Annotated in this window: 10 protein-coding genes; 7 read left to right on the top strand and 3 right to left on the bottom strand. The window is 44.9% G+C overall.

Features of this window, described 5'->3' with window-relative positions; genetic code table 11:
• Positions 1–43 precede the first annotated feature (43 nt).
• Positions 44–904 (bottom strand): AraC family transcriptional regulator, encoded by an 861-nt coding sequence (locus NX845_RS00110; protein ID WP_065681174.1) that lies wholly within the window; start codon positions 902–904, stop codon positions 44–46.
• Positions 905–1,058: 154 nt separating this feature from the next.
• Here NX845_RS00110 and NX845_RS00105 point away from each other — a divergent pair, with 154 nt between their 5' ends.
• Complete coding sequence (locus tag NX845_RS00105; RefSeq protein WP_175400130.1) at positions 1,059–1,235, top strand: hypothetical protein; 177 nt, start codon at positions 1,059–1,061, stop codon at positions 1,233–1,235.
• A gap of 124 nt (positions 1,236–1,359) precedes the next feature.
• On the top strand, positions 1,360–3,138 hold the full coding sequence (locus NX845_RS00100; protein WP_065681173.1) for an amidohydrolase: 1,779 nt from the start codon (positions 1,360–1,362) through the stop codon (positions 3,136–3,138).
• Positions 3,139–3,199: 61 nt separating this feature from the next.
• Here the strand turns inward: NX845_RS00100 and NX845_RS00095 are convergent, their stop codons facing one another.
• Positions 3,200–4,438, bottom strand: a complete 1,239-nt coding sequence (locus NX845_RS00095) for an MFS transporter (protein WP_260256392.1) — start codon at positions 4,436–4,438, stop codon at positions 3,200–3,202.
• Positions 4,439–4,590: 152 nt separating this feature from the next.
• On the opposite strand from NX845_RS00095, the gene NX845_RS00090 reads away from it, so the two are divergent.
• From NX845_RS00090 to NX845_RS00070, 5 genes are all read left to right on the top strand, one after another.
• Positions 4,591–5,358, top strand: a complete 768-nt coding sequence (locus tag NX845_RS00090) for an ABC transporter ATP-binding protein (RefSeq protein ID WP_004736319.1) — start codon at positions 4,591–4,593, stop codon at positions 5,356–5,358.
• A gap of 17 nt (positions 5,359–5,375) precedes the next feature.
• Entirely contained in the window at positions 5,376–6,287 is a 912-nt protein-coding gene (locus NX845_RS00085) for an ABC transporter substrate-binding protein (RefSeq protein ID WP_004736320.1), read from the top strand.
• Complete coding sequence (gene fhuB / locus NX845_RS00080; protein WP_065681171.1) at positions 6,287–8,284, top strand: Fe(3+)-hydroxamate ABC transporter permease FhuB; 1,998 nt, start codon at positions 6,287–6,289, stop codon at positions 8,282–8,284. The genes NX845_RS00085 and fhuB overlap by 1 nt, the downstream gene beginning before the upstream one ends.
• A 258-nt stretch (positions 8,285–8,542) precedes the next feature.
• Complete coding sequence (locus NX845_RS00075) at positions 8,543–9,499, top strand: GntR family transcriptional regulator (protein WP_017086131.1); 957 nt, start codon at positions 8,543–8,545, stop codon at positions 9,497–9,499.
• A 552-nt stretch (positions 9,500–10,051) separates the two neighbouring features.
• The gene (locus NX845_RS00070) at positions 10,052–12,208 is read left to right on the top strand and encodes a TonB-dependent receptor (RefSeq protein WP_065681170.1); all 2,157 of its coding nucleotides are present in this window, start codon (positions 10,052–10,054) and stop codon (positions 12,206–12,208) included.
• Positions 12,209–12,372: 164 nt separating this feature from the next.
• On the opposite strand, the gene NX845_RS00065 is transcribed toward NX845_RS00070, so the two are convergent.
• Complete coding sequence (locus tag NX845_RS00065; RefSeq protein ID WP_017095197.1) at positions 12,373–13,029, bottom strand: hypothetical protein; 657 nt, start codon at positions 13,027–13,029, stop codon at positions 12,373–12,375.
• Positions 13,030–13,072 lie beyond the last annotated feature (43 nt).

Genomic DNA, 13,072 nt, shown 5'->3' with positions numbered 1-13,072 from the left:
ATTTATTCAGAATCTTATGTGAATCGTTTAGTCTGCGAATGAATCAATGGCGTTTCATTGCTATTCGATATTGAGTCGGTGTCACCTGTTTATAGGATTTAAACTGACGATTGAAGTTAGCTTGGTTGTCGTATCCCACTTTCTCCAAGATCAAACTGACAGGCAATGACGTATTAATCAGCAAGTCACACGCGACATTCAACCTGATTTTTTTAAGCCGTTGACTGAAGCTCTCTTTATAATGCTTTTGAAATAAACGCCTAACACTGCTCTCACTGATGTATAGGTGACTGGCTAAATCGTTAACCGAGATATCTTGAATGAAGTGATTCATTAAGAAGGCTTCGACCTTATTTAGCTTATCGCTGATCTCATCACCTTCACAGGCCTTAAAGATCGGGTTAATCAACTGCACCACCTCTTCGTCATCAAGTAACACCGAAAACAATGAGAATAAGGTGAGTAACTGTTGGTGTGGCGGTTTCTCCATCACCCTATCTAACAATTCCGTTGCCTTCTCCGCCGAACTGGGAGAGAACTGCAATCCTTTCTTTGAATCTTCCAGCAAAGCACGCAACGGTTCGAGCTCTCGACAGCTGTCTATCAACGGCTCTATCCAGTCTTTACGAAACCAAACCACGTGCGTTTCACATACTCGTTGGTCATCAGCGCTCTCTTCAGAATAAATAGCATGAGGCAAATCTGGCCCTACCAAAATCATGTGATTATGAAACACATCGCTTTGATGGTGCCCAATAAAACTATGGCCAGCAAAGTGACGATGTATCGCTATCTCATACTCTTCGTGTCGGTGCCAACCATAGCTTTTACTGTTCTCGACAATTTTCTTATAGCGCCAAGACATGCCAACTCGTTGTGGCACTTTTTCCAAGTAACCTTTCATTACGATACTCAATGACTTTTTAATATTGAAAGTATACGTAACAAACCACCCAAATCAGCACATTGACTGAAAAGTATTGAACATTGCGCTGACGGTACTCTTCTCTTCGTCTCCGATAAATATACTGCAAGTGAACTTAATCAGGAGAGCAACTATGGACACTTTATTATTAAAAATTCGCGATATGATTCTTGCCACACGTCAACAGTGGATCGGCGAGATCACCTACAGGCACAATATTAAGGGTGACCACACCTGGAAATTCTATGGCTATAACTCTTATGACGAATATAAGAAAGATCTGCGTGAAAGCCTAAAACAAGAGTCGTGATTGAAGATTTGTTCAAGACACAATTTATTGATTAATCGCGGCTTTTATTTGTCATTCATGTAGAGTTTCACACTTGCCACTCGCTTCTATACTTACTAAACAGTGGAACATGGAAGACATAATAATGGACAACAAGCTCACGCTGCCACGCACTGCATGGATAGCATTACTCGCAAGCTTAACGGCCGCAGCGCCGGTTCTTGCACAAGCCAACACCGTTGTCCAAGCGCAAACAGCAGTTCAAACACAAACAGCAGTTCAAGCGCAAACAGCCGTTAAAAGCCAAAGTGCAGACCAGATATTTACCAATGCAGATATATACGGGCATCGTGAGTCGAACTCGATCGTTACCCACAAAGGCAAGATCATCTTCATCGGTAACCAATCGCAGGCACAAACTTTTCAAGGGCAACGTACCGATGTTATCGACTTAGAAAATGCCTTTGTCCTTCCGGGGTTCATTGACAACCATAACCATGTGTTTGAAGCCGCCTCAGAGCTGGGTGGAAATTGTGAACTCGACTCTGAAGCAACATTAGAAGAGCAAATCCCCTACTTAGAAGCGTGTAAGATCAATGCTGATACCGATGGCAGAGGTTGGCTTATGGGCTATGGTTTTTCTTTGGAAGCCACGCTCGACAGCGACTCTGACTACACGCCACTAGAGATCGTCGACAGTATCTTCCCGGATCGCCCAGTGGTGATCATGGAGCAGACTTCACACTCGATGTGGGTCAACTCTAAAGCCCTGAAGATTGCCCGAATCAGCCAGCAATCGCCAGATCCACAAGGTGGCGCTTATTTAAAAGACCAAGACAGCGGTAAGCTCAATGGCATCTTATTAGACAATGCTGGCGATCAAGTGATGGAGATGGCTTGGAACAGCCAAAGCGAACTGTTTGAGCAAAGCTACCAAGGGTTAATGTTCGGGCTTGAGGAAGCGGCAGCCCACGGCATCACCACCATTGGCGACGGCCGCATGTATTGGAAACGAGGTTGGTATGACGTTTGGCTAGAGGCCGAGCAAAATCAAGACTTAACGGCGCGTGTCTCGCTACGCCCTTGGGTGTATCCATCGATGGCGATACCTTCTCAATTAGAAGTCTTTGAAAAGATGTATTCCGACGATAAAAGTCGTCTGCTACTTGTCGATCAGGTGAAAATGTACAGTGATGGCATCTTTATCAATGGCACCGCCAAAACGCTCGCACCCTACTTAGATACTTATCTACCCCTGTCTCCTAATGGCTTGAACTATATTCCGCCGGAACAAATGAAAGAGTGGCTAACTGCGCTCGAAAAAATAGGTTTTAGCGCCCACATTCATGCCATTGGTGATGGTGCCGTTCGTGAATCGCTTAATGCGATAGAAAGCATTCGCAAACAAGGTTCAACCAAGCCCTACACCCTAACCCATGTCGAATTAATCAATGATGAAGATGTGCCACGTTTTCGCCAATTAGACGTGACCGCAGATTTCCAAGTCGGCTCTGATTACGTTACAAGGCATCAACACCAATGGGCTGAAGCTTTTCTTGGTGCTCGCCGTGCCAAAGCCATGATGAACTTAGACGCAATACTCAAGACCGACGCCAATATCACATTAAGCAGTGATTGGAACGTACACGACATCAACCCTTTAGTCGGTATCGCAAACAGCTTAATCATGGGGAAAACGGGCCTAACCGATATCTACACGGCTATCGACGCTTACACGATTAATGCCGCTTCTAGCTTGGGCATCGACGACATCACTGGATCTATTGAGGTAGGAAAATCGGCGGACTTCGCTATTCTCGACCGAGACATCACCACAGTGTCAGCAAGACAAATCGCTAAGACTCAAGTATTGATGACGGTGTTACGCGGGGATGTGGTTTATAACTCAACCATGCACGATTAGAACATGTCGGATTTAAAAACAGACAAGTAATGTACGTAACCCACTCATTTTTAAACGATCATCATTGGGGTTGCTCTACAGCATCAGCGCTTGTCTTTCTTTTCACAGAGTAGGTTATTGCCAGAATCAACATGGCAAATACTATACACAAGTAAATAGGATACACAGGGCTAAGTGTCGACGTAAACGCAAGTAAAGATGCTACGCCGTAACCCGTGGTATGAGACATCGATAAATAGCCCGCAGCCGCGCCCGGTGCGTCGCTTTGCTTCTCGGTTGCGAATAAAGTGTAAGCAGGAACAAGCAACGCTGCGCCACCAGCTGCAAACATCATCGCAACGCCAAACACCCAAATATTGGGTATCAGGAACATCAAGAATCCCGTCACTAAGCCAAACGATCCCCAAGTGTACATAGTAAAAGGCGTCAGTTTTCTCTTCTTGATGACCAAGATTTGAGTGGCAAATGTACATGCTGCACTGATGGTCAGCAGAATGCCGATCGCGTCACTTAATTGATCCGTAGGCCAATGGGTGACCGAATAAATAAGTGGAGTAAAACTGTATTGCAGTAACGCTACTGCCGCGCATAACAACAACCCGCTAGATAAAAAAGGCAGTAATGCTTTATTCGGTAACCAAGAAGATTGTCCCCTACCTTCAATTTGTCCACTTTCCATCTTCGGTGCTGGCAATAACATCGCGCCAACTAAAGCCACACAAGGCAACAGAATCATCACCATCAGCGGTGCAAAAGGCGACAGTTTTAACACCAGAATGGAGATAAGAGGCCCAATCAATCTTCCCGCACTCAATCCGATACTGACCGAAGTTATGGCCTGAAGACGGTTATTTTTACCACACAGAAGCAACGCCCAATGCTGACTCGCGGGCACCATTCCAGAAACCGTACAACCATAGATGATCCTAGCTACCAGCAAACCGATGAAACAAACTAATAATGTCTGGCCGCTGCTACTGCTACTGCTACTGCTACTGCTACTGCTACTGAACATGGCGAAAAAAAACAGTAGAGCAAAACTAATCGCCATTCCAACCAATGCCTGAATAACCACTTTTTTAGGGCCATGCTTATCACTGTACCTTCCCCAAAATGGAGCGGATGGCAGAAACAGTAAGCTCCCTACCGCGATAAGAATCGACCATGTTGGCAAACTAAAAGCAGATTGTTCCACTAAAAAAGGCAGTGAAACGAGTAAACCATTTTGTCCAATCCCCATAAGAGCCGAAGCAAGGCCAATAGCCATTAGTTGAAATTTTTTGTTTTGTATAACAGACATAATATCGAAGGCGCTAGATAAGGTTGGTCAGCTCGTAGTGGGCACGAGCATACTACAATGATAAGTCGATTGATTTAGCGAATAATTATCATTTTTATTTCACTGTGTTACATTAGCGGCTAGCAGCCCATAACTCAACTTCATATTGCATTATGTACACACTTACCAATGCCTCGTTCGAAATCGACGGTAAGAAGATCCTTTCGCCAACGACTTTGACCTTTGAACCAAAGAAGGTCACCACCTTGCTGGGTCATAATGGATGTGGCAAATCGACACTCATTAAACTGTTAAGTCGACAAAACACGCCAACTGAAGGTGACGTTCTCTTCAATGAGCAACCCCTCGCCTCATACAGTAACCTTGAATTTGCACACCAAGTCGCCTACCTGCCGCAGCACCCACCAATTACTGATGGCGTGACCGTTCGTGAACTGGTTTGCTTTGGCCGTTACCCATGGAAAGGCGCGTTTGGACGTTACAGCAAAGACGACTACGCCATTGTAGACGAAGCGATTGAAAAGGTTGGGCTTAACGCCTTTTCTGACCGATTTGTCGCAACGCTTTCTGGCGGAGAAAGACAAAGAGCTTGGGTCGCAATGCTACTTGCTCAGCAAAGCCAATGTATTTTGCTTGATGAACCAACTTCAGCACTCGATGTGGCACACCAACATGAATTACTTGCTTTAATCAGAGAGCTTAATCAGTCACTCGGCTTAACCGTGATCATGGTGCTTCATGATGTCAACATGGCCGCCAAATTCAGTGACCATTTGATTGCGCTTCATTCTGGAAAAGTGATTGCCTCCGGTTCGCCTAAAGATTTGATGACACCAGAAACACTGATGCAAATCTACGGAATGGAACTTGCGCTCTTTAAGCACCCTGAGACAGGGCAACCTATCAGCTACATCCCTTAAATAAAAAGGTACCTGTTGTGAAAAAGTTCATCACCATGCTGTTCACGGTATTAGCTTTCAATGCCATTGTTATAGAGAACGCTCACGCACTAGAAATCAAACATGAAATGGGCAGTGCCTCTTTCGATGCAACACCTAAAAAAGTGGTGGCTTTAGATTGGGCACTCACCGAAACCGTATTGAGCCTAGGCGTTGAGTTGCAAGGTGTCGCAGACGCACAAGGTTATCAACAGTGGGTAGTGAAACCCGAACTGAACTCAAACGTGACCGATGTTGGGTCTCGACGCGAACCAAACCTAGAACTGCTGACGGAGCTAAAACCCGATGTCATTTTAATCAGTGAACATATGGCGGCGGCATACCATCAACTGAATAAAATCGCACCGGTATTGGTTTACAGTATCTACAGTAAAAAAAAGCAGCCGCTTGAATCAGCAACAAACATCACTTTATCTTTGGGCAAGCTGTTCGACAAAGAACAACGCGCCCAACAAGTGATTGATGAGACAAGCAACAGATTAAGCGATAACGGTGAAAAAGTCCGTGCCGCTGGCAACTCAGACAAACCGCTGATCTTTGCGCGCTTTATCAACGACAAAACGTTACGCATTCATAGCCAAGGTTCATTAGCACAAGCCACCATCAGCAGCATGGGTCTGAAAAACGATTGGCAAGAGCAGACCAACCTCTGGGGTTTTAGCACCACAGGTACTGAAAGGCTCGCGGAACACCAACAGGCGAATGTGATGATCTTTGGCCCACTGACGGAAGAAGAGCGTAAGCAACTGACTCAATCTCCTCTTTGGCAAGCAATGGCGTTTACGCGCACAGACTCCGTTTACGAACTTCCTACTATCTGGACCTTCGGTGGGCTAATCGCCGCTCAAAGGTTCAGTGACAACATTACAGAACTGCTTACCCAAAAATAATGGCTACCATCAAGCTCGAAAAAACCGTCACAGGACGATTGAATATCAAGGCAGCTGTGCTACCTATCGCTGCTATTTTATTGATCAGCTCGCTACTGCAAATTACCGCTCCTTACTCTCAAGGGGTTGGCTTGATTTGGGATACGCTGTTTCACTTTGATTCTTCAAACTATCAGCATCTGATTACTCACCTCACCTATTTACCTAGGCTTGCCGTCGCTCTCATTTGTGGCTTCGCACTGGCAGTGGCTGGGTGTGTGATGCAATTTGTACTGCGTAACCCCATCGCCTCACCTACCACATTGGGTGTTGCTGCGGGCGCAGAACTCGGCATGGTGTTGGGAATCCTTTTAATACCTGCCAACCTGGCGATCCCGGGGTTTATTCCCGCTTTCATTGGGGGCTGCCTTGCAACAGGCCTAGTCTTTACCTTAAGTTCTGCACGAGGCTTTTCGCCATTACACATGGTGTTAGCCGGTATGGTTGTCAGCCTGTTTTTAGGCTCACTCAACACCATGTTGCTCATGTTGCATGAACAACGACTTACCAGTATTTTTGTTTGGGGCGCCGGTGTACTGAATCAGAATGACTGGTCGAGCGTGCAGATCTTACTTCCGCTAGTCTCTATACCGACTTTGTTATTGCTGGTTTTACAACGCCCACTATCAGCGCTGCAATTCGGTGACAATGTTGCGACATCACTTGGTGTCAACATCAAACAAATCAAATTGCTTTGCTTATCATTGGCCATTTTTATAACCGCAGCCGTGGTCAGTGAAGTGGGCTTAATCGGATTCGTTGGCATTGTGGCTCCTGCTATCGCTAGGCTTCTCGGTGTAAGAGCACTGGCGAAACAGATTCTAGTCAGTGGGTTGGTGGGTAGCTTCATTCTATTAATTGTGGACTTAGTGATTCAGCCATTCTCCGGCTTTGGTGGCGAACTGCTCCCTACTGGCGCAATGACGGCGCTGCTTGGTGCTCCCTTCTTATTGTGGTTACTGCAGCGCACTAAGCTGCAGTCCGACCTCAAAAATCGCAGTGAAACCATTGAGCACTACAAATTCGTCAGTACGCGTAAAGTACTGACCGTGATGTCAGTGCTGTTGATGGTAATGTGTGTTCTTGCCCTTACAGTAGGTAAAAACCAGTTCGGTTGGAATGTTGAACTCAACCCATCGCTATTCGATCTGCGTATACCTCGTGTGTTGGTTGCGTTATTAGCCGGTATCGGGCTTGCGTTTGCAGGCACAATTATTCAACGTATCTCAAACAACCCGATGGCGAGCCCCGAAGTATTGGGGATCAGCTCAGGGGCTGCTCTGGCGTTAGTGCTCGGCACACTATTTGGCACAGCTGTCAGCCGAGAAGAGCAAATGCTGCTCGGCACGCTAGGCGCGACGTCGGTGACGGCATTGGTTTGGTTGATGGGTAGAAAACACAATTTCGCCCCAACGCAAACCTTGTTAACGGGCATCGCGCTAAGTGCGGGGCTCGACGCTCTACTGCGCATCACAATGAGCTCGGGCAATGAGAATGCAACCGCGCTCCTCACTTGGCTTTCAGGCTCGACTTATTTAGTCGCTAATCAAGATGTTATTTTGCTCGCCGTTGGTGTTGCCATCGTAAGTGCAGTGGCGCTGTCTTTGAATCGCTGGATTGAGCTGATTAACTTAGGTGACGTCACCACAAGCAGCCTAGGTATGAACACAACCGCTGTTCGATTGGCTTTGCTTTTGCTAGTCGCGGCACTAACAACTCTGTGCACCATCGTAATTGGGCCATTGAGTTTCATTGGATTATTGGCGCCACACATGGCGCGTTCGCTTCATCAATATCGCGCGATTCCTCAAATGCTCACTGCAGCATTATTAGGCGCTATTATCATGGTTGCTGCCGACTGGATTGGCCGAACATTATGGTTCCCATGGCAATTCCCTGCGGGGTTATTAGCCTCTCTGCTTGGTGGCGGTTACTTCCTCTATCTAATGAGAAAATAGGCGCAATTTATAAGTCACTTTACCCGCGGCTCCCCCGTTTGAAGTCAAGGCTTTAAGCGGGGCTCCCTTCTAGCCCCCTAATTAACACACTTGCCAATAGACTTATCAATAACCAACAAACTATTCAATTACCGACAAACCGTTCAATTACCAACAAACTTATCAGCATTGTCTTTTGGTTACAGAAACACAATTTATGGTATTTAAACCTTTTTGTGTTTACCATGAAACCAAGATAAAACACATACTCTGAGCGTCATGGACATAACAACAATTACAAAGCTCCAACAAGATTTGTTATTCAAGGTCATCGCGAGGCTAAAAGCCGACAATGCGAAAGCGGGCAGCAGCCTGAACGAATCGTCATTGGCACAACAATTCGAAGTATCGAGAAGCCCTATTCGAGCGGTGTTAAAGCACTTGTCAGCGCAAGGCATCACTAAAGTAGTCCCTTACAAGGGTTCGGTGTTGCAAACCGATGCAGCAGATATTGAAATTTCAGGCCAAGACAACGACCAACAACCTCGCCAAGAAAAATTATACCTGCGTGTACTCATGGATTTATTCTTTAGTGAATTAGGTCAGTCGTTTTCCGAGAAAGACCTGCAACAACGTTATGATGCCAACCGTGGTGAGATGCAAAGCGTACTGCGCCTACTAGAAAACGATGGTATTTTTCGCCGTAGCCCGGGATACAAATGGCAGCTTGATGGTGTTTTAAATACATTAGAAAGGCACACTGAAAGCTATCGATGTCGACTCATTTTTGAGCCAGCAGGCCTACTCGAACCAACATGGATACTTGATGGTTCCGATCTGGAAGGCTGCCAAGAGCGCCATGTGCAAGCCATTACGAACCCAGAATCTGTTAACGCCAGCCAACTCTTTAGCCTCAGTGCCGAGTTTCACGAGCAGCTTGCCGCATGTTCAGGAAATCGCTTCTTATTGAGCACCATGCAGCAACATAATCGCCTTCGTAAAGCGACCGATCTGGTTTCGATGCACATCCAATCATCAGTCATTAAATCGTGTCAGCGACGCCTAGAGATCATTGAACTAGTACTTGAAGGTAACAACCACGTAGCATCAACAAAGCTAGCTCAGCTACTGGAAAATGATATTCGCGTCATGAAACGCACCTACAACGACGTAATGAATGTCTCTATGGAACAGCGAGAAAGTTTAATCAACAGTATCATGGCAAAAAACAGTTAATCACTTGGGCAGTCAAATCATGGCTGCCCTCTATCGTGTCCCTCTATCGTCACAAACATCATTTTCTTCCTGACTCTCACGATAACACCTACGATTAGCACCCGTTAAATTATAGGCTTAGCGCCCACTTCAACACATACAGCACAAGGCTCTAACCCTACTTTTCTTCTACGGCTAACAACGTCGCCCAACCACTGATTCCAAATCTATAAAATAAAATTGCACTTTCATATTGTATTTTCGCAACAAAAACACAATAATAATGATTCTTATTTAGAATTGATAAGCTTAACGATAATGCTTCGTACTTTTGTTTTGAATTGATTGTCGTTTAAGTGACATGAACGTGAACGTATACAAGCTTGGAAGATATCGAGATGAGTATGTTTAAGGTCATAAGTAATGACCACCGTTCACCTCTTTTCTAATTTAAGAGGCTTCATTTATTACTGACCAGTAAAGATGAATGCTTAATTACTTATAAAAACAACAAAGTCACCGCACAGATATGAGTCTTTGTGCAGCCTTTTATTGATCAAGATTGAGAACAAAATGAAAACCGAAAAAGGAAGTTTCAAGCTTTCCACTGTTGCGCTAGCGATTGTCGCAGCCAACACAGTGTTTACAGCCCAAGCACAAGAATACACAACCGAAGACAAAATGGTGGTTGTCTCTAGTCGTACTCCTAAAGCGATCAGTGACATTCCGGGTACCGTTTGGTACATCGACTCCGATAAAATTGAACAGGAATATCGTGGTGGTAAATCACTAGGCGAGATTCTATCGGCAAGCATTCCCTCTCTAGATGTAAGCAGCGGTGCTCGTACTAACTATGGTCAGAATCTGCGTGGCCGTAAGATGCTCGTTATGATTGATGGCGTATCACTGCAATCATCTCGTCCAATAAGCCGTCACTTAGACTCCATCGACCCATTTAACATTGAACGAATCGAAGTACTGTCTGGTGCAACTTCAATTTATGGTGCAGGAGCTTCAGGCGGTGTGATCAACATCATCACCAAAAAAGCGCAAGGCGAAGAGTTAGAGTTTGAATCCTTTGTTGGAGGCTCAACTGGCTTTAATTCTGGTGAAGATTTCGATTACAAAGTCGGTCAATCTATCTCTGGCGGTAACGACAAAGTTCAAGCGCGCACCTCTGTGGTTTACACCGAAACACAAGGCTTTTTCGATGCTAATGGCGACATCGTTACCCCTGATATTTCTCAAGGCTCACTACAGTTCAATAAGACGGTCGACTTCCTAACGACGGTAGGCGTGAACCTCTCTGACACGAAGAAACTCAACTTCCTTGCACAATATTACGATAGCCAACAAGACTCACCTTACGGCCTGTACATTGTCGGCCGCGACTTTGTTGACGTACGTAAAGGCTTTGATTCTGACCGTGAACATGGCACCGAACGTATTATGCTTAGCGCCTCTTACGTCGATGATCAGTTCCTTGGCCATCAGTTGATTGCTGAAGCTTCGTACCGTAAAGAAGACCAAACTTACACACCTTATTTCCAATCTTCTGGTCAGCAAATTACCGATGTTATTGCATTAAAAACAGCACTGGCTAAGAGCTTCAATAAATTCAATGTTGTCTATGGTATCGATGCGTATCAAGACCAACTAGACAGCAACCAAGCGCTTTACGATCCGACGATTGCGAACAATTCAGGTAACTTGATCAACAAAACTTACGCGAAAGTCGGCCGTTACGCTGGGGTTAAAGTCAGCTCTATCGCGGGCTTTGTTCAATCTGATTATGCGATCACGAATGACTGGACGGTAGAAGGTGGATTCCGCTACCAATACATGTCTAACAAGATTGATGATTTTGTTGGCTACAGCCAACAGAAGAAAATTGCAGCTGGCAACGGCACTACAGCCGACGCAGTACCTGGCGGTGAAACCGATTACAGCGTTGGTCTATTTAATCTCGGTACGATCTACCACCTCACCAACGAATCTCAAGTATGGGCAAACTTCTCACAAGGTTTTGATCTTGCTGACCCAGCGAAATACTACGGACAAGGCGACTACACCCTAGTTGGCGATCACTGGAAACTTAACGACAGCATCAACGTTAATGACTCGAAAATGTCTGGCATCAAAACCAACAGCTTTGAGTTAGGTTACCGCCTTGATAATGGTGATTTTAACCTGCAAACCGCGGCGTACTATTCACAATCTGATAAATCAGTTAAATACGACAAGAACACACTACTTATCGAAGAAATCGACGATAAAAAGCGTGTCTATGGTTTAGAAGCGATGGCATCTTACTGGGTGCATGAGAACATTCAGATAGGCGCATCAGGTCACTACGTGATTTCAGAAGTGAAAGGCGATGATGGCTGGGAAGACTTTACGGCTGGTGAGGCAAGCACTTCAAAAGCCAACGCTTGGGCTGGCTGGTATGACACAGACCTATCTGTGAAAGTACAAAGCCAAACGATGTTTGATTACGAAGATGACAATCAAAACAAACTTAACGGCTATACCGCCTTTGACTTAGTTGGTACCTACCAGCTTCCAGTGGGGAGCTTAGGTTTCGGTATTCAAAACCTACTGAATAAAGACTACACCACCATTTGGGGTCAACGTGCTCAAATCGTCTACGCGTCACATTACGACTCAGCAGCGTATGACTACAAAGGTCGTGGCCGAACTTACAATGTAAACTACCAAGTTAAGTTCTAACCGAGTACTCATCAAAAATATAATTAAAAGGGTTGGTATTAATACCAACCCTTTTTCACAATTAGATGTGACTTAGCTTAATTAGCGTATGCGAATAAACGTCAATTCCAACATGCATTCTAAGTCAATTCTAATTTTTAAATTATTAACTATACAGTCATTTATTAAATTGCATAAAAATTAACAAGTCGCTCACTGTAACCTAAATTAGCCGGGGTATGATTAATTTCCACTGTAATATTACCAGAAAGCTCACCGTCGGCCTTATATACAGGGCAAGATGCTATATCTGACAAGTATGACTCTTCCGTAGGCGCACTAAAGTAATAGATTTTTTGTAGGTTACATTCACCTACCTTCATTCCCAAAGCTTCAACTTCCGAGCGCTGACGGTAATAATTTGGGCCAATGTCTAGAAGGTATTCAGGGCTATGGGTATAGATCTCGCTGGTATAACGCTCAGCAAATTCATTCTCAGCAATGAAGTTCTCATTCTCCATGCTGTAAAGAATGTTCAAGTGCCAATAGAGCAATTCAGATTCATCACTCGTTGATTGACCCGGTTTAGAATACACACATTGGATCTGACTGTGAGGAACATCTAAACCTTGATTAACTTGAATATCATTACGAAGCGTATTGATACCACAGCGATGCAGTGCAAAACCCTCTTGCTTCATCGACTCGTTAACTTGGTTAGTTGATTGGTATTGAACGTAGACACCTTCAGGTGATTCACCTGTGATAACGTTACTATTATCAGCATAAGCAAACGGACTTAGGCAGGCGGTTACAGACACTAACGCTATTGTTTTTTTCATTATTATTTTTCCTTTATGATTGGCGGCAGGAAAATAACCCAAA

Source organism: Vibrio sp. NC2, assembly GCF_025195005.1.
Taxonomy (GTDB): Bacteria; Pseudomonadota; Gammaproteobacteria; order Enterobacterales; family Vibrionaceae; genus Vibrio; species Vibrio splendidus.
Note: the sequence above shows the minus strand (reverse complement) of the source record. Positions and strands in the feature narration are given on the sequence as shown.

Excerpts from the sequence above, each read along its gene's own strand:
- NX845_RS00110 (WP_065681174.1), bottom strand. The coding sequence starts at position 904 with ATGAAAGGTTACTTGGAAAAAGTGCCACAACGAGTTGGCATGTCTTGG.
- NX845_RS00105 (WP_175400130.1), top strand. The coding sequence starts at position 1,059 with ATGGACACTTTATTATTAAAAATTCGCGATATGATTCTTGCCACACGT.
- NX845_RS00100 (WP_065681173.1), top strand. The coding sequence starts at position 1,360 with ATGGACAACAAGCTCACGCTGCCACGCACTGCATGGATAGCATTACTC.
- NX845_RS00095 (WP_260256392.1), bottom strand. The coding sequence starts at position 4,438 with ATGTCTGTTATACAAAACAAAAAATTTCAACTAATGGCTATTGGCCTT.
- NX845_RS00090 (WP_004736319.1), top strand. The coding sequence starts at position 4,591 with ATGTACACACTTACCAATGCCTCGTTCGAAATCGACGGTAAGAAGATC.
- fhuB (WP_065681171.1), top strand. The coding sequence starts at position 6,287 with ATGGCTACCATCAAGCTCGAAAAAACCGTCACAGGACGATTGAATATC.
- NX845_RS00075 (WP_017086131.1), top strand. The coding sequence starts at position 8,543 with ATGGACATAACAACAATTACAAAGCTCCAACAAGATTTGTTATTCAAG.
- NX845_RS00070 (WP_065681170.1), top strand. The coding sequence starts at position 10,052 with ATGAAAACCGAAAAAGGAAGTTTCAAGCTTTCCACTGTTGCGCTAGCG.
- NX845_RS00065 (WP_017095197.1), bottom strand. The coding sequence starts at position 13,029 with ATGAAAAAAACAATAGCGTTAGTGTCTGTAACCGCCTGCCTAAGTCCG.